Annotated in this window: 17 protein-coding genes; 4 read left to right on the top strand and 13 right to left on the bottom strand. The window is 73.1% G+C overall.

From position 1 onward, the window contains the following. Positions 1-5 precede the first annotated feature (5 nt). From cds1 to ACZ6Q9_RS12290, 3 genes are all read right to left on the bottom strand, one after another. The gene (gene cds1 / locus ACZ6Q9_RS12300) at positions 6-1,097 is read right to left on the bottom strand and encodes an L-cysteine desulfhydrase Cds1 (RefSeq protein ID WP_393257414.1); all 1,092 of its coding nucleotides are present in this window, start codon (positions 1,095-1,097) and stop codon (positions 6-8) included. Between the two features lie 22 nt (positions 1,098-1,119). Further along, positions 1,120-1,947 carry an SDR family oxidoreductase gene (locus ACZ6Q9_RS12295; RefSeq protein WP_393257412.1) on the bottom strand — a complete coding sequence of 276 codons (828 nt, stop codon included), beginning with the start codon at positions 1,945-1,947 and terminating at the stop codon, positions 1,120-1,122. A gap of 84 nt (positions 1,948-2,031) precedes the next feature. Then, positions 2,032-2,490 (bottom strand): Lrp/AsnC family transcriptional regulator, encoded by a 459-nt coding sequence (locus ACZ6Q9_RS12290; protein ID WP_393257410.1) that lies wholly within the window; start codon positions 2,488-2,490, stop codon positions 2,032-2,034. A gap of 269 nt (positions 2,491-2,759) precedes the next feature. On the opposite strand from ACZ6Q9_RS12290, the gene ACZ6Q9_RS12285 reads away from it, so the two are divergent. Then, positions 2,760-3,026: a BldC family transcriptional regulator gene (locus tag ACZ6Q9_RS12285; protein ID WP_089002465.1), complete on the top strand. Its 267-nt coding sequence runs from the start codon at positions 2,760-2,762 to the stop codon at positions 3,024-3,026. A 66-nt stretch (positions 3,027-3,092) separates the two neighbouring features. Here the strand turns inward: ACZ6Q9_RS12285 and ACZ6Q9_RS12280 are convergent, their stop codons facing one another. Then, positions 3,093-3,722 carry a UbiX family flavin prenyltransferase gene (locus tag ACZ6Q9_RS12280; protein WP_393257408.1) on the bottom strand — a complete coding sequence of 210 codons (630 nt, stop codon included), beginning with the start codon at positions 3,720-3,722 and terminating at the stop codon, positions 3,093-3,095. 194 nt (positions 3,723-3,916) lie between these two features. Here ACZ6Q9_RS12280 and ACZ6Q9_RS12275 point away from each other — a divergent pair, with 194 nt between their 5' ends. Next, complete coding sequence (locus ACZ6Q9_RS12275; protein ID WP_393257406.1) at positions 3,917-4,900, top strand: terpene synthase family protein; 984 nt, start codon at positions 3,917-3,919, stop codon at positions 4,898-4,900. 68 nt (positions 4,901-4,968) lie between these two features. Here ACZ6Q9_RS12275 and mqnP read toward each other — a convergent pair whose 3' ends face one another. From mqnP to ACZ6Q9_RS12260, 3 genes are all read right to left on the bottom strand, one after another. Next, entirely contained in the window at positions 4,969-5,883 is a 915-nt protein-coding gene (mqnP, locus tag ACZ6Q9_RS12270; RefSeq protein ID WP_396828603.1) for a menaquinone biosynthesis prenyltransferase MqnP, read from the bottom strand. Then, positions 5,883-7,343, bottom strand: a complete 1,461-nt coding sequence (locus ACZ6Q9_RS12265) for a menaquinone biosynthesis decarboxylase (protein ID WP_393257402.1) — start codon at positions 7,341-7,343, stop codon at positions 5,883-5,885. Before ACZ6Q9_RS12265 ends, mqnP begins: the two co-directional genes overlap by 1 nt. Positions 7,344-7,497: 154 nt before the next feature. Further along, on the bottom strand, positions 7,498-8,052 hold the full coding sequence (locus tag ACZ6Q9_RS12260) for a carboxymuconolactone decarboxylase family protein (RefSeq protein WP_357699170.1): 555 nt from the start codon (positions 8,050-8,052) through the stop codon (positions 7,498-7,500). A 116-nt stretch (positions 8,053-8,168) separates the two neighbouring features. On the opposite strand from ACZ6Q9_RS12260, the gene ACZ6Q9_RS12255 reads away from it, so the two are divergent. Then, positions 8,169-8,642, top strand: coding sequence for a MarR family winged helix-turn-helix transcriptional regulator (locus tag ACZ6Q9_RS12255; protein ID WP_393453559.1), 474 nt, complete (start codon positions 8,169-8,171; stop codon positions 8,640-8,642). 120 nt (positions 8,643-8,762) lie between these two features. On the opposite strand, the gene ccsB is transcribed toward ACZ6Q9_RS12255, so the two are convergent. From ccsB to hemL, 6 genes are all read right to left on the bottom strand, one after another. Then, positions 8,763-9,737, bottom strand: a complete 975-nt coding sequence (gene ccsB / locus ACZ6Q9_RS12250; protein WP_396828605.1) for a c-type cytochrome biogenesis protein CcsB — start codon at positions 9,735-9,737, stop codon at positions 8,763-8,765. Continuing rightward, the gene (resB, locus tag ACZ6Q9_RS12245; protein WP_393257394.1) at positions 9,737-11,377 is read right to left on the bottom strand and encodes a cytochrome c biogenesis protein ResB; all 1,641 of its coding nucleotides are present in this window, start codon (positions 11,375-11,377) and stop codon (positions 9,737-9,739) included. The genes ccsB and resB overlap by 1 nt, the downstream gene beginning before the upstream one ends. After that, positions 11,377-12,237 (bottom strand): cytochrome c biogenesis CcdA family protein, encoded by an 861-nt coding sequence (locus tag ACZ6Q9_RS12240; RefSeq protein ID WP_396828608.1) that lies wholly within the window; start codon positions 12,235-12,237, stop codon positions 11,377-11,379. The genes resB and ACZ6Q9_RS12240 overlap by 1 nt, the downstream gene beginning before the upstream one ends. Next, positions 12,237-12,815 carry a TlpA family protein disulfide reductase gene (locus ACZ6Q9_RS12235; protein ID WP_396828610.1) on the bottom strand — a complete coding sequence of 193 codons (579 nt, stop codon included), beginning with the start codon at positions 12,813-12,815 and terminating at the stop codon, positions 12,237-12,239. Before ACZ6Q9_RS12235 ends, ACZ6Q9_RS12240 begins: the two co-directional genes overlap by 1 nt. After that, a complete protein-coding gene (locus ACZ6Q9_RS12230; protein ID WP_393257388.1) occupies positions 12,815-13,462 on the bottom strand; it encodes a histidine phosphatase family protein in 648 nt (215 codons plus the stop codon). The genes ACZ6Q9_RS12235 and ACZ6Q9_RS12230 overlap by 1 nt, the downstream gene beginning before the upstream one ends. A gap of 124 nt (positions 13,463-13,586) precedes the next feature. Next, a complete protein-coding gene (gene hemL / locus ACZ6Q9_RS12225; RefSeq protein WP_393257386.1) occupies positions 13,587-14,924 on the bottom strand; it encodes a glutamate-1-semialdehyde 2,1-aminomutase in 1,338 nt (445 codons plus the stop codon). A 196-nt stretch (positions 14,925-15,120) separates the two neighbouring features. Between hemL and ACZ6Q9_RS12220 the strand changes: the two genes are divergently transcribed. Further along, a complete protein-coding gene (locus tag ACZ6Q9_RS12220; protein WP_393257384.1) occupies positions 15,121-15,456 on the top strand; it encodes an STAS domain-containing protein in 336 nt (111 codons plus the stop codon). The last annotated feature ends 136 nt before the right edge of the window (positions 15,457-15,592 follow it).

Raw genomic sequence — 15,592 nt, 5'->3', positions numbered from 1 at the left:
GCGGGTCAGGCCGGCCAGGCGCCGTCGGCGAGGAAGCGCTCGATCGTCGCCAGGTGCGGGCCCAGGTCGAGCCCCTGGGCGGCCACCCAGTCGTCGGCGTAGTAGGTGTCGGCGTAGCGGTCGCCGGCGTCGCAGATCAGGGTGACCACCGAGCCGGTGCGGCCCTCGGCGAGCATCTCCGCGATCAGCCCGAAGGCGCCCCACAGGTTCGTGCCGGTCGAGCCACCCACCCGGCGGCCGAGCACGGCCGAGCCGGCCCGCATGGCGGCCAGCGAGGCGGCGTCGGGCACCTGGACCATCCGGTCCACCACCGAGGGCAGGAACGACGCCTCGACGGTCGGCCGGCCGATCCCCTCGATCCGCGAGCCGCGCCCGGTGCGGACCGACCAGTCGGCCGCCTGCCAGGCGGGATAGAACGCGGAGTTCTCCGGGTCGACCACGCAGAGCTTGGTGGGCAGCCGCCGGTAGCGGGCGTACCGGCCGATGGTGGCGCTGGTGCCGCCGGTGCCGGCGCCCACCACGATCCACGCCGGCACGGGGTGCCGCTCCAGGGCGAGCTGCGCGTAGATCGACTCGGCGATGTTGTTGTTGCCCCGCCAGTCGGTGGCCCGCTCGGCGAAGGTGAACTGGTCCATGAAGCGCCCGCCGGAGTCCTCCGCCAGCCAGCGGGCCTCGACGACCACCTTGGCCGGGTCGTCGACGAGGTGGCAGCGGCCGCCCTGGAACTCGATCTGGGCGATCTTCTCCGGCGAGGTGGAGGCCGGCATCACGGCGATGAACGGCAGCCCCAGCATCCGCGCGAAGTACGCCTCCGAGACCGCCGTCGAGCCGGAGGACGCCTCGACGATCGTGGTGCCCGGACCGATCCAGCCGTTGCACAGCCCGTAGAGGAAGAGCGAGCGGGCCAGCCGGTGCTTGAGGGAGCCGGTGGGGTGCACCGACTCGTCCTTCAGGTAGAGGTCGATCCCCCACGCCCGGGGCAGCGGGAACGGCAGCAGGTGGGTGTCGGCGGACCGGTTGGCGTCCGCCTCGACGGTGGCGATCGCATCGGTCACCCAGCGCCGGCTGGCCTCGTCGCACCGGTCGAGATGAGTCACGTTCGAAACCTAGCAAGCCCGCTCAGCGCGGCTCGGCTCCGGCCCGGCGGCGCTGGCGGCGCTGACCCGCCCGGCCGGCCGCGAGGATCAGCGGGGCGAGCCGCACGGCCGGGCCGGGCAGCGCGTCGAGCAGCCGGACCTGCGCGCCGCGCCAGCGCGGCACGCTGACCACCGGGCGGGGCCGGCGGGCCAGGCGCGCGGCCCGGCGGGCCACCCGCTCGGGGTGCAGCAGCGTCCCGGTGAAGGAGGCCGCGGCGCCCGGGTCGTCGAGCCGGTCGTGCAGCATCGGCGTCCAGATCCCGTCCGGGCAGAGGCACGACACGTGTACGCCCCGGTGCCCGGCCAGCCGCAGGTCGGCGAGGGTGCCGATGCTGAAGGCCACCAGGGCGTGCTTGCTGGCCGCGTAGACGGTCTCGCCGGGGGCGGCCACCAGCCCGGCCAGCGAGACGACGTTGACCACGTGCCCGTGCCCCTGCGCCCGCATGACGGCCAGCGCGGCGAGGGTGCCGTTCATCGCGCCGAGGGTGTTCACCTCGACCACCCGGCGGCGGGTCGCCGCGTCGTGCTCCCAGGAGGGACCGGTGACGAGGATGCCGGCGTTGTTCACCCAGAGGCCGAGCCCGCCCCGGCCGGCCGCCTCGGCGGCGACGGCGGCGCAGGCGGCCTCGTCGCGGACGTCCAGCGGGCGGGACCAGCCGCCGAGCGGCGCGGCGGCGTCGGCCACCGCCCCGGCGTCGAGGTCGGTGAGGAGCACCGGCCAGCCGTCGGCGTGCAGGGCGGCGGCGATGGCCCGGCCGAGGCCGCCGGCGGCGCCGGTGACCACGGCCGCCCCGGGGACGGGCTTCGTCATCGGCGCACGCTATCGCCGCCGACTGCGGGACGCCAGGGCCGGCGGGACGACCCGGCGGGTCAGGCGGGCCCCGTGCCGCAGCGGTTAGGTGGTGGGCGCCACCGGGGGCTGCGGGCGGTTCTCCCACTTGGTGGAGAGGGCGATGCCGGTCCGGGTGGAGGCGACGCCGGGGGTCCGGTTCAGCCGCACGATCAGCCGCTCCAGCTCCGCGATGGTGCCGACCCTGGCCTTGAGCAGGAACGACTCGACGCCGGCCATGAAGTAGCAGGACTCGATCTCGGGCATCTGCCGGAACGCCTCGAGCACGTCGTCGGTGTCGGCGCCCGAGTCCTGGATGATCCCGATGAGCGCGGTGACGGCGAGGCCGATCGACTCGGGCTCCACCTCCGCCCGGTACGCCCGGATCACGCCGCCGGACTCCAGCTTGCCGACCCGTTCGTGCACGGCCGGCGCGGAGAGGCCCACCTGCCGGGCCAGCTCGGCGTAGGACAGGCGGGCGTTGCCGCGCAGCAGTTCCACGAGGCTCAGGTCGATGGCGTCCACGGACTGTAGACCCTAGCGGTCCGGGCGTAACGTCGGGCATTCGGAGCGCGTTGAACATGACAGGGTGTAGTCGTTCGCAAACTCACAGTCAAGGGAGTCGTCCGCAGGTAATATTTCCTAACTTCTCACTCAGTGCGTTTTTCGCGTTTGGCGGACAGGCCAGGTCGCTGGTGCTGTAATTGCCATACGTCCCTCATGACGGCTCTGGGCTCGCACCGGCCGGGGGCAGTGTGTTCAGCCGGGGGCTTCGTCGACGCGAGGAGGGGGCTGTGGACACTGGAGATCGCCTGCTGACACCGGGTGAAGTTGCCGCACTGTTTCGGGTTGACCCGAAGACTGTGACGCGATGGGCGGCGGCGGGCCGGATAGGCAGCATCCGGACTCCAGGCGGGCACCGCCGGTTTCGGGAATCCGAGGTGCGGGCCCTGCTTGAGGGTGAGGGCATGTTGGACGAGGCGGAGGACGTCGGCAAGCCGCGCAACGCGGGGCCGGCCGCCTCGACCGGCCCGGGCCCGGCCAACGCGGGAATGTACTGACCGGTGCGGATCGGCGCGCGGACCGGACACCGACTCCGGTCCGCGGCCCTGTGAACCCGGCCGGGCTCAGTCCCGCGCCGCGCCCAACTCACCAGACCAGCGGCGGAACAGGTCGTGCGGTACGCCGAGGGCGTCCAGCACCTTGCCGGCGACGAAGTCGACGAGCTGCTGGGCGGAGGCCGCCGCCCCCGCGCCGTAGAAGCCTGGGCTGGCCGGCAGCACCACCGCCCCGGCGTCGTGCAGGGCGATCAGGTGCTCCAGGTGGCTGCGGGTCACCGGCGTCTCCCGGGGCACCACCACCACCGGCCGGCGCTCCTTGAGGTTCACCTCGGCGGCGCGCTGGAGCAGGTCCTTGGAGAGCCCGATGGCGATGCCGGCGCAGGCCGCCGTACTCGCCGGGACCACCGCCATCCCGCGTACCCGGTAGGAGCCGCTGCTCGGGCCGGCCGCCAGGTCGCCGGCGGGCCAGTGTCGCACGTCGGCGCCCGCGAGATCCCGGCCCAGCCAGGTGGCCAGGTCCTCCGCCCAGTGCGCGTCCCGGAACGGGCGGCCGGTCTCGTCCAGAACCGTCAGCCGGGCGGCCCGGGAGACGATCAGGTCCACCGGCTCCCCGGCGTCGATCAGCGCCCGCACGACGGCCGCCGCGTACGGCGTCCCGGACGCCCCGGAGACCCCGACCACCCATGGTTCCCGCATGCCACCAGCCTGCCTGGTCGCTCGCCGGCGCCGTCGGGCACCCCCCGGACCGGCGCCCGCCCGGGATACCCGCCTCCGGGGTGGTTTGTCCCCGACGAGCGCGATGTCGGCCGGGATCGCGGGCATCCCGGCGACCTGACATGCTGCCGGGACGATTCGCACCGGACGCAGATCGCACGCGGGAGGAATCGGTGATGACCGACGAGATCCTCTGGTCGCTACGGTCGGAGTGCCCCATCCCGCCCCGGCTCTCGCCGCACGCCGACCGGGTGCAGGGCTGGCTGACCGACGACCTGCTGCCGGGCCTCGGCCTGCCGGCCGACGACGGGACGCCGCAACGGCTGGCCCGCGCCGGCGTCGCCCGGTACGCCGGCCGCCTCTACCCGGGCGCCACGGAGTCCGACCTGCGTGTGCTGGCCGCGCTGTTCACCTGGTTCTTCCTGGTCGACGACGCGTGCGACGGGCCGGGCCGGCTCGGCACGGACGAGATCCGGGCGCTGCGCGCCGGCGCGCTGACCCTGCTGCGTGAGGGCCCCCGGATCCGGCACGCCGGACTCACCGGGCCGCTGCGGCGGCTGCTGGTGCGCGCGTGGCGGGAGCCGCGCCGCCGGATGCCGGCCCGCTGGCGGCTGCGCTTCGCCGAGGCGGTCGCCGACCACCTCGACGGCACGTGGCGGGAGGCGGTCAACAAGTCGGCCGGACGCCACCCCGACGTCGCCGAGTACGTCGAGCTGCGGCGCGCCACCTCCGCCACGTACGTGTCGTACCCGCTGGTGGAGTTCGTCACCGGGCGTCCGCTGCCCGACGCGGTGCACCACCACCCGCTGCTGCGCCGGGTCGCCACCACCGGGAACGACCTGGTCTCCTGGTACAACGACCTGGCCTCGCTGGAGCGCGACCGGGCCACCTCGGGTGGGCACAACCTGGTGCTGGCGACCGCCGCCGAGCACGGGGTGCCGGTGGAGACCGCGGTCGCGCTGACCGCCGAGCGCTGGCGGGCGTCGATGCGGCGCTTCGTCGAGCTGCGGGCGGCGGTGCCGTCGTTCGGGCCGGCGCTGGACGAGGCGGTCACCGACCACCTCGACGGGGTGGCGAACGCCGTCCGGGCGACCGTCGACTGGACGCTGGAGAGCGACCGCTACCCGGGCTCCCGCCCCGAGCCCGCCGCCCTCCGCTGACCCTCGCCCGCCCACACCCCGGCCCTCCGGCAAGCCCGCCCACCGAGGGGGCGCTGCGGCCGGCGCGGTCAGGGGCGCAGGTCGAGGCGGATCACCAGGTCGATCAGGGCGAAGACGAACAGCGCGATGCCGACGAAGCCGTTGGCGGTGAAGAAGGCCCGGTTGACCTTGCTCAGGTCGGTCGGGGTGACGACCACGTGCTGGTAGCCGAACGCGAGCGCGGTCAGCGCCAGCCCGATCCACCAGGGCCAGCCGAAGCCGACCAGCGCGCCGAACCAGATGAAGAGCGCGAAGGTCACCACGTGCGCCACGGTCGAGGCGTGCAGGGCGAAGCGTCGGCCGTACCGGGCGGGCACGCTGTGCACCCCGATCTCCCGGTCGATCTCCGAGTCCTGGCAGGCGTAGATGAGGTCGAAGCCGCCGATCCAGAGCCCGACGGCCGCGCCGAGCAGCCAGGCGGGCCACGAGCCGTCGAGGGTGCCGGTGACTCCCAGCCACGCGCCGACCGGGCCCACCGCCTGGGCGACCCCCAGGATGGCGTGCGGCCAGTTGGTGAACCGCTTGCCGTACGGGTAGACGACCAGCGGCACCACGGCGAGCGGCGCGAGCACCAGGCAGAGCGGGTTGAGCAGGGCGGCGGCGGCGAGGAAGACCACGAGCGCGACCGCCGCGCCGGTCCAGGCCGTCCGCACGCTGACCGCCCCGGTGACCAGCTCCCGGCCGGCGGTACGCGGGTTCCGCGCGTCGATCCGCCGGTCCAGGATCCGGTTGGCCGCCATGGCGAACGTCCGCGCGCCCACCATCGCCACGGTGATCAACAGCAGGTCCCCCCACCGCACCCGCCCCCCGTGAACCTGCATGGCGGTCAACGCCGACAGGTACGCGAACGGCAACGCGAACACGGAGTGCTCGATCGCCACGAGCTTGAGGAAGGACTTGACCCGGCCGGGACGCTCCACCGGCTCGGCGACGGCGGTGGCCATCAGATGCCGTACTCCTTCCAGCGCTTGTCCACCAGGGAGACGACCTCGGGGGCCATCCGCATCTCCTCCGGCCAGCCCCGGGTGTAGCCCTCCTCGGGCAGCTTGCGGGTCGCGTCGACGCCCGCCTTGCCGCCCCAGAACTGCTGGTAGGACGCGTGGTCCAGGTGGTCCACCGGGCCCTCGGTGAGCAGCAGGTCGCGGGCGTAGTCGACGTTGCCGAAGGCGCGGAAGGCGACCTCGTTGTAGTCGTGCACGTCGCAGTCCTCGTCGACGATCACGATCAGCTTGGTCAGCGACATCATGTGCGCGCCCCAGATCGCGTTCATGACCTTCTGGGCGTGCTTCGGGTAGCGCTTGCGGATCGACACGATCGCGCAGTTGTGGAAGACGCCGGCGGCTGGCAGGTCGTAGTCGACGATGTCCGGGATCAGGAAGCGCAGCAGCGGCGCGAAGATCCGCTCGGTGGCCTTGCCGAGGCCGTGGTCCTCCTGCGGCGGCTGCGACGTGACGATCGAGTGGTAGACCGGGTCGCGCTGCATGGTCATGCACTCGATGTGCATCACCGGGAACGGCTCGACCGGCGTGTAGAAGCCGGTGTGGTCGCCGAACGGGCCCTCCGGCAGCCGCTCGCCCGGCTCGAGGTAGCCCTCCAGGACGACCTGCGCGTGCGCCGGCACCTGGAGCGGGACCGTCAGGCAGTCCACCATTTCGACCCGCTCGCCGCGCAGGTACCCGGCGAACAGGTATTCGTCGATGTCGGCGGGGAGCGGCGCGCTGGCCGCGTAGGCGACGGCGGGATCGGCGCCGATGGCGATCGCCACCGGCAGGCGCTGCCCCAGCCGCTCGGCGACCGCGTGGTGCGCCGTGGAGTTCTTGTGGATCTGCCAGTGCATGCCGATGGTGTTCCGGGAGTGCTGCTGCAACCGGTACAGCCCCAGGTTGCGCTTGCCGGTCTCGGGGTGCTTGGTGTGGGTCAGCCCGAAGTTGTGGAAGATCCCGCCGTCACCCGGCCAGACCTGCAACCCCGGCAGCCGGTTCAGGTCGACGTCGTCGCCCCGGTAGACCACCTGCTGGCAGGGAGCGGTCTTGACCTTCTTCGGCGGCATCGACTTGAGCTGCATGACCTTGCCGAGGCCGTCCATCATCCCGGAGAGGCCCATCGGCAGCTCCGGCTTGAGCATGTTGCCGATCCGCTCGCCGACCTCGTCCAGCGACTCGACGCCGAGCGCCATCGCCATCCGCTTCTCGGTGCCGAAGAGGTTGATCGCCACCGGCATCTCGCCCCGGGTCGGCCGCTCGAAGAGCAACGCGGGGCCGCCCGCGCGGACCGTCCGGGTGACGACCTCGCTGATCTCCAGGGTGGGATCGACGGGGACGCTCACCCGCCGCAGCTCGCCCGCGCGCTCCAGCGCAGCGAGGAAGTCCTTCAGATCGTTGTACGGGAAGCCACGAGCCGCCATGCCTGCCAGTCTCCCGCACCGGCACCCCGGCCACCCCAGCCGGGTCGGGTGATGTCGACTGCCCCGTGTGCGTTCCGCCACACCGACCACCGGCGGCGAACGTGTCGGTGCCCGGCGACAGCATGCGTGGGCTGACCGGTGGTCGGTCCTGCCGTCACCCGGCGGGCTGCCAGGCGTACGCGGCCACGGGTGGGTCGAGCGGCGCGCCGGTGAGCCGGTTGGCGAAGGTGGAGATGGTGTACGTCCCCACGCCGAGCACCACGTCCAGGGCGTGCCGGGGCTGGTAGCCGGCCGCCAGGAAGGCGCGGGTCCCCTCCTCGGGCACCGCGCCCCGGTGGTCGAGCACCGCGAGGGTGAAGCGCCGCAGCGCCTCCAGCCGGTCGTCGGGCAGCGGCGTGCCGGCGCGCAGCGCCTCGATCAGCCCGGGCGCGGCGCCGTGCCGGGTCAGCGTGGCGGTGTGCATGGCCACGCAGAGGTGGCACTCGTTGCGGGTGGCGACGGTCAGCACGACCACCTCCCGCTCGACCGGGTCGAGCGCGCAGCCCTCGAAGATGCCGTTGACGGTGAGGAAGCCCTTGAGCAGCTCCGGGGACTCGGCCATGAGGCCGACCGCGGCGGGCAGGTGGCCGAGCTTGTGGCGTACCGCCTCGATGGTCGGGCGCGCGGCGGCGGGGGCGGTCTCGGGGGTGTGGGGCGTGAAGACGGGCACGGGGTGACCTTTCGTCGGGAGCAACAGGCGGCGCCGGGCGCGGCAGGGCGGACGGCACCGGCGGTGACGTACGATCGTCAATGTGGTTGTCCAAATGGTAAACGTGGTTGTCGAACATGGCAACTGACCCCGATCGACCCGGCTTCCTGCTGCCCCTGCTGCTGCTCGCCGGCTTCCGTACGCTCATCGACGACCTGCACGCGGAGCTGGCCCGGCAGGGGCACCCGGAGCTGCGGCCGCTGCACGGCTTCGTGCTCCAGGCGGTCGGCGCCGACGGCACCACCGCGACCGAGCTGGGCCAACGGTTGGGAATCTCCAAGCAGGCGGCCGGCAAGACGGTGGACCGCCTGGTCGCCCTCGGCTACCTCGAACGGGCCGACGACCCCCGCGACGCCCGGCGCAAACTGGTCCGGATGACCCCGCACGGTCTCGACGGACTGCGCCGCTCGGCGGTGGTCTTCGAACAGCTCCGGCAGCGGTGGGCCGACACCCTCGGCCCGGAACGGGTCGCCGCGATGGAAGACGACCTGCGGGCGGTCGCCCCGGCCAACCTGTTCCGCCTCGACGTGCCCGGCTGGTTCGGCGGCTGACCCGACCGGTCACCGGCGAGAAGGGCCACCGGCGTTGGCCCGGCGTAGACCCGCCGGCCCCCTCGTCGAGCGACCGTCAGTCGCCGGAGTGGAGCCGGGCCGGATCGAGCGGTGGAGGACTCAGTCGAGGCCGCCGTACGAGTGCAGGCCCTCGAAGAAGATGTTCACCCCGAACAGGTTCATCAGCATGGTGAGGAAGCCGACCACGGCCAGCCAGGTGGCCACGTTCCGCTTCACGCTCGGGGTGGCCCGGGCATGCAGGTAGCCGGCGTAGATCACCCAGGAGATGAACGACCAGGTCTCCTTCGGGTCCCAGCCCCACGGCCGGCCCCAGGCCGCCTCGGCCCAGATCGCCCCGGCGATCACCGCGAAGGTGAAGATCGGAAAGGCGAAGGCGTGCAGCACGAAGGTCAGCCGCTCCAGGGCGGCTGCCGCCGGCACCCGCTTCGCCAGGGTGTACGGGAAGCTCCGCCTGCCCTGCTCGTAGCCGGAGCGCATCAGGAACGCCACCGCGGGAACCGCGCCGAGCAGGAGGATGCCGGAGGCGAAGATGACCGTCGAGACGTGGATGAGGAACCAGTACGAGTTGAGCGCCGGCACGAGCGGCACGATCGGCACGTAGAGCACCAGCTCGGCGGTCGCCAACAGCAGCACCATCACCAGCGACAGGAACAGCCCCAGGCGACGCAGCACCGGCAGCTTCCAGAGCACCACCAGCCAGGCGGCGGCGCCGATCCACGTGACCGTGAGCACGAACTCGTACATGTTGCCCCAGGGCATCCGGTCGGCGGCGACACCGCGGGCGACCAGTGCCCCGAGGTGCAGCAGCACGCCTAGCGCGGTGAGGCCCACCGCGATCCGGCCGGCCAGCCGGGCCCGGTGCGCGGTGCGCTCGGCGGCGGTCGGGCCGCTCGCCACCGGCTCGGGCGGGACGCTGCCGCCGGCCGCGCCGACGGCGGCCCCGACCAGCTCGCGGGTGGGCGCCGCGACGCGGGCGCGGGCGTTGCCGAGCGCGTACTCGACGGCGTGGCTGATCATCGCGACCAGGTACGCCAGGATCGCGAACGACACCAGCTGGTCGGAGAGTGCGGACATCACTCGGCTCCTTCTCGCGATCCGGCCCGCCCGTCGCCGGCGCGACCACCCGGCCCCCCGTCGCCGCTGACCGCGGCGACGAGCTGCGCGAACTCGTCGGCGAACCCTGGATGGTCGGTGCGCGGCAGGCCACCGGCCTCGACCAACCTACTACCGCCCGTCGGAGATCCACCCGCGGGGTCTGTCGGCAACACCCGGAAGAAGACCCGGCGGCGCCGGCCGAATAGCGAGCCCATCAGCCCGACCAGCAGCACCCCGGAGCTGACCAGCAGCAGCGTGGAGCCCGGGTCGTACCGGACCGACAGGGTGATGTACGGCAGGCTGTCCAGGAACTCGACCTTGGTGCCGTCGTCCAGCGTCCAGGTCTCGCCCTTGCGGAGCAGCTTCGTGCCGACCTCCTTCACCTTGCCGGCCCGCACCTGCCGCTGGTCCAGCTCGTAGATCGAGCCGGGGATGCCCGCGTCCAGCCCCAGGTTGCCCCGGTAGGCGACGAGGTTCAGCGCCGGGTTGCGCTCGGTCGGGTACTCGGAGCGCGCGAACGGCGCCGAAGCCGGCGCGGTCGGCAGGTAGAGACCGGAGAAGGCCATCTGGAGGTCCGGGTCCCGGCTGCCGGTGGCCGGGTCGACGTTGGCGTCCGGGAAGGCCGCCAACCCCTCGCTGGTCAGCCCGATGTCGCCGGTGGTCAGGAACGGCACGGCGCTGGTCTGGCTGCGGCCGAACCGGTCGGTGTAGCGAATCACCGGGGCGTAGCCGTGGCCGAGCAGGTAGACGTTCGCGCCGTCGAGGCGCAGCGGGGAGTTGACCGAGAACTCCGCCTGCCGCTGCTCGCCGCCGTCCTCGTCGACGGTCACCTTGGCGTTGAAGAACTCCGGCTGGCCGGTCTCCAGGAACCGGGCCTCGAAGTCGTCGAGCTGGATGCAGAAGTCGGCCAGGTCCTCGCTGCCGACGCGGGGGCCGAGCTTGCTCTCGGCGTACTGCTGGCGGGTGTTGCAGAACGCGTTGTCCTTGCCGGCGACCAGCAGCTTGTTGCCGCTCCAGCCGTACCAGGAGCCGAGCGCGACCCCGACCAGCACGACCACCATCGAGGTGTGGAAGAGCAGGTTGCCGGTCTCCTTGAGGTAGCCCTTCTCGGCGGAGACCTCGTCGCCGCGGACCACCACGCGCCAGCGCCGTCGGCGCAGCGCCTCGGCGATCGCCGCCGTGCCGCCCTCGGGGGCGGGCAGCACCGCGTGCTGCGGCAGCCGGTCCAGCCGCTTCGGGGCGGCCGGCGGCTTCGACCGCAGCGCCCGGACGTGGTCACGCAGGCGGGGGGTGATGCAGCCGATCAGCGAGGTGAACAGCAGGAGGTAGATCGCGGAGAACCAGACCGAGCCGAACGCCTCGAAGGCGCCGATCCGGTCCAGCACCCGGGCCATGTCGGGGTGCTCGGTGAAGTAGTCCCGCACGTCTTCCGGGTTGACCCCGCGCTGCGGCAGCACCGAGCCGGGGATGGCGGCGATCGCGAGCAGGAACAGCAGCACCAGCGCCGTACGCATGCTGGTGAGCTGCCGCCACGAGTTGCGCAGCAGGGCCAGCAGCCGGTTGGGGCGACGCCGGGGCGCCTCGGCCGGCGTCGCCGGCCGCTCGTCCACGACAGTCATCAGATGCTCACCTCGCCCACCCCGACGGTGGTCTGCAACCAGATCACGAAATTCGTCCACCCGCCGGTGACCAGCGCGAGGCCGATCAGGATCAGCAGGGCGCCGCCGACCCGGGTGATCCAACGGCTGTGGCGCCGAACGGCGCGGAAGACCCCGAGCAGGCGCTGGAAGCCCAACCCGAAGACGACGAAGGGTATCCCCAGCCCCAGGCAGTACGCCACGGCCAACACCACGGCGCGGTCGGTCTGCCCCTCGACGGCGGCCATGCCGAGCACCGCCCCCAGCGTCGGGCCGACGCAGGGCACCCAACTGAGCGCGAAGACCGCGCCGAACACCGGGGCGCCGAGCAGCCCGGCGGCGGGCAGCCGGTGGATCCGGAACTCCCGCTGCAGCCCGGGGACCACCCCGACGTAGCCCAGGCCGAGCACGACGATCAGCGCGCCGATGACGATCTCCAGCGTGCGCTCGTACTCGAAGAAGACCCGGCCGACGCCGGCGAAGAGGATCGCGGTGGCGGTGAAGACGACGGTGAAGCCGGCGATGAACAGCAGCGTGCCGGCCAGCACCCGGCCCTTCACGGCGGCGGCGGCCGGCGCGGTGCGCTCCCGCACCGCCACCCCGCCCCCGGTGTTAGGAAGGGCCCCTTCCTCTACCGAATCCGTTAACGGGGTGCCCTTCCTTACCCGAGGGCGCCGGCCCTCCAGGTCCGCCCCGGCGAGGCCGGTGACGTACGACAGGTAGCCCGGCACCAGCGGGAGCACGCACGGGGAGAGGAAGCTGACCAGGCCGGCGAGCGCGGCCGCGCCGATGGCGAGCAGCAGCGGACCGGACTGGGCGAGTTCCCGGAACGTCTCGCCCATCAGCGGGAACCGTTGGGGGCGGACTGCTCGGCCGCGATCCGCTCGACGATGGGCTGGAGGCCCTCCTGCCTCACCGCCGCGCGGATGACGGCGGCGATCCGGCCGTCCCGGTCGAGCACGATGGTGGCCGGGATGGTGTTCGGCGGGATGTCCAGGGCGAGCGCGACCCGGCTGGGCGGATCGAACAGGCTCGGGTAGGTCACCCCGAACCGCTCCTCGAAGGCGATGGCCTTGTCCCGGCTGTCCTGGATGTTGACGCCCAGGAAGGTGACCCCGGAGCCCTTGGTGGCCTGGTAGGTGTTCTCCAGGTCGTCCGCCTCGGCCCGGCACGGGTTGCACCACGAGCCCCAGAAGTTGACCACGACGACCTGGCCGCGGTCCTTCGCCACGTCGTGGCTGCCGCCGGTGAGCAGCTCGCCGGAGATCTTCGGGGCCGCGGAACGCTCGTCGGGCGCGCACTCGATGACGCCCTCGGAGTTGGTGCCGCAGGCGTCCTCCCGACTCTGCGAGGAGCAGCCGGCCAACGCCACCGTCGTGACGGCGGCGAGCAGACCCGCGGTCCACCTCCGGGCGTTCATCAGGCCCCCTTGGCCGTCCGGGCGGTCGCCGACATCGCGATCAGGTGCGCGGCCGGCTCGGAGTAACCGATGCCGACCACCTTGGCGCCGTCAAAGTGGAAGGAGGTGAGGCTGGCCAGCCCGCACTGACGCCGACGCGGGTCGTGCCAGAGCCGCTTGCGCTCGACGTGGCGGCGCAGCGTCCAGATGGGGAGCTGGTGCGAGACGAGCACGGCCTCGCGCCCCTCGGCGGCCACCCGGGCGGCGTGCAGGGCGGCGAACATCCGCTCCGCGATCGCGCGGTAGGCCTCGCCCCAGGACGGGGTGACCGGGTCCCGCAGCACCCACCAGTTGCGCGGGTCGCGGAACGAGCCGTCGCCGGGCGAGACCTTCTTGCCCTCGAACCAGTTGGCGCTCTCGATGAGCCGCTCGTCCACGCCGACCGGCAGCCCGAACTGCCCGGCGATCGGCTCGGCCGTCTGCTGGGCGCGTTCCAGCGGGCTGGCCACCACGTGCACGACCTCCCGCTCGGCGAGCCCCTGCGCGGCGGCCTTGGCCATCTGCACGCCGAGCTCGGAGAGCCGGAAGCCGGGCAGCCGGCCGTAGAGGATGCCCTCCGGGTTGTGCACCTCGCCGTGCCGCAGCACGTGGACCACCGTCTTGCTCACCGCTGCGCCCCCTTCGTTCGCGACTGCGGGGCTCGCAGACCCGGCTCACTCCTCGCGCTCACCGCAACGCCCTTCGTTCGCGACTGCGGGGCTCGCAGACCCGGCTCACTCCTCGCGCTCACCGCTACCCCCCGTGACCCGCCGCTGCCGCCGCATTGGCCGCCGCCGGCAGGGCGGCGGCGATCTGCTCCAGAGCGGCGTCGTCCAGCGCCGCCGACACGAACCACGCCTCGAACGCGCTCGGCGGCAGGTAGACGCCGCCGGCGAGCATCGCGTGGAAGAACGCCTTGAAGGCCGGCACCTGCTGGGTGCGGGCGCTGTCGTAGTCGACCACGTCGGCATCGGTGAAGAAGATCGAGAACATGCTGCCCGCGTACGACAGCCGGTGCGGGACCCCGGCGGCGGCGAGCGCGTCGGCGGCGAGCTTGCTCACGACGGCGGCCGTCTCGTCGAGCCGGCGGTAGAGCGCGTCGTCGGCCAGCCGCAGGGTGGCCAGGCCGGCGGCGCAGGCGAGGGGGTTACCGGAGAGCGTGCCGGCCTGGTAGACGGGCCCGGCGGGGGCCAGTCGCTCCATGATCTCCGCGCGCCCGCCGAACGCCGCGGCCGGCAGCCCACCCCCCATGACCTTGCCGTACGTCCACAGGTCGGCGTCGGAGGCGTCGAGGCCGTGCCACCCGGCGCGGGAGACCCGGAACCCGGTCATCACCTCGTCGACGATGAGCAGCGCGCCGTGCGCGTGCGCGATCCGGGCGAGCTGCTGGTTGAACCCGTCGCGCGGGGCGACCACGCCCATGTTGCCGGCGGCGGCCTCGGTGATGATCGCGGCGATGTGCTGGCCCTCGGCGGCGAACGCCTGCTCCACGGCGGCGACGTCGTTGTACGGCAGCACGATCGTGTCGCCCGCCGCCGCTCCGGTCACGCCGGGCGAGTCGGGCAGGCCGAGGGTGGCCACGCCCGAACCGGCGGCGGCCAGCAGCGCGTCGGAGTGCCCGTGGTAGCAGCCGGCGAACTTGACGATCCGGGGGCGGCCGGTGAAGCCCCGGGCCAGCCGGATCGCCGACATGGTGGCCTCGGTGCCGGAGTTGACCAGCCGGACCTGCTCGACCGGGGTGCGGTCGACGATCTCGGCGGCCAGCTCGACCTCGCCCGGGGTGGGCGTGCCGAAGCTGGTGCCCCGGGCGGCGGCGGCCCGGATCGCGTCCACCACCTCGGGGTGCGCGTGGCCGAGGATCAGCGGGCCCCAGGAGGAGACCAGGTCGACGTAGCGCCGGTCGTCGGCGTCGTAGAGCCAGGGCCCCTCCCCCCGGACCATGAAGCGCGGGGTGCCGCCGACGGCACGGAAGGCGCGCACGGGGGAGTTCACCCCGCCGGGCACGATGGCCTTGGCGCGGTCGAACAGGGCCTCGGAGGCCGGCGCGTCGGCCGGGTAACGGCCGGATCCGGCGGGAAACATATCGGTCACGATGCCGCCATTGTGTCAGCGCCGGGCGGCGAATCGGCAGGCACCCCGCACCGGGGTTACCAGGCTCACCCGCCCCGACCGCCCGAGCGGTCTCGCCGGGCCCTTCCAGGGCTGCGGGTCGGCGGTGCTCCCGCTCGATGGGTGCGGCACCCCGGCTCGACAGGCCGGGTCGCCGGGATCGCGCTAGGCTGACCCGGTGGATCGTGCCGAACTGTCCATCACGCTACACCGGACGGGCGACGAAGCTGTGCTGCGCCTGGCCGGTGAGATCGACATGCTCACGGCCACCCAGCTGTCGACCGTCGTCAACGAGGTGCTCGCCGATCCGCCGCCGCGGATCGTGCTCGATCTCGGCGGCGTCACCTTCTGCGACTCGCAGGGCCTGGGCACCCTCGTCGTGCTCAGCCGGAAGGCCAGCCACGCGCAGAGCCTCCTGATGCTGACGAACGTCGGCGACTTCCTGCTCCGCGTCCTGGACATCACCGGCCTCCGCAGCGCCCTGATGATCCGCAACGACCAGACCACCGCCTGACCCACTCCCCCACCCCGCCCGCCCCGCCCCCGCCCCGGTGTCGGCCCCGGCGATCTTGCACTTTTGGCCCTTGAATTGTCCGCTTTTACGCTCTTTACCCGGGCAGGAAGTGCAAGATCGGCGCGGGGCCGGGGGG

Source organism: Micromonospora sp. NPDC049139, assembly GCF_055586845.1.
The sequence above is the reverse complement of the archived record's forward strand: the minus strand, read 5'-3'. Positions and strand labels throughout refer to the sequence as shown.

Coding starts and splice junctions, on each gene's coding strand:
- ACZ6Q9_RS12255 (WP_393453559.1), top strand. CDS start 8,169: ATGGCAACTGACCCCGATCGACCCGGCTTCCTGCTGCCCCTGCTGCTG.
- mqnP (WP_396828603.1), bottom strand. CDS start 5,883: ATGGCCACCGCCGTCGCCGAGCCGGTGGAGCGTCCCGGCCGGGTCAAG.
- resB (WP_393257394.1), bottom strand. CDS start 11,377: ATGACTGTCGTGGACGAGCGGCCGGCGACGCCGGCCGAGGCGCCCCGG.
- ACZ6Q9_RS12295 (WP_393257412.1), bottom strand. CDS start 1,947: ATGACGAAGCCCGTCCCCGGGGCGGCCGTGGTCACCGGCGCCGCCGGC.
- ACZ6Q9_RS12275 (WP_393257406.1), top strand. CDS start 3,917: ATGACCGACGAGATCCTCTGGTCGCTACGGTCGGAGTGCCCCATCCCG.
- ACZ6Q9_RS12280 (WP_393257408.1), bottom strand. CDS start 3,722: ATGCGGGAACCATGGGTGGTCGGGGTCTCCGGGGCGTCCGGGACGCCG.
- ACZ6Q9_RS12240 (WP_396828608.1), bottom strand. CDS start 12,237: ATGGGCGAGACGTTCCGGGAACTCGCCCAGTCCGGTCCGCTGCTGCTC.
- ACZ6Q9_RS12235 (WP_396828610.1), bottom strand. CDS start 12,815: ATGAACGCCCGGAGGTGGACCGCGGGTCTGCTCGCCGCCGTCACGACG.
- ccsB (WP_396828605.1), bottom strand. CDS start 9,737: ATGTCCGCACTCTCCGACCAGCTGGTGTCGTTCGCGATCCTGGCGTAC.
- ACZ6Q9_RS12265 (WP_393257402.1), bottom strand. CDS start 7,343: ATGGCGGCTCGTGGCTTCCCGTACAACGATCTGAAGGACTTCCTCGCT.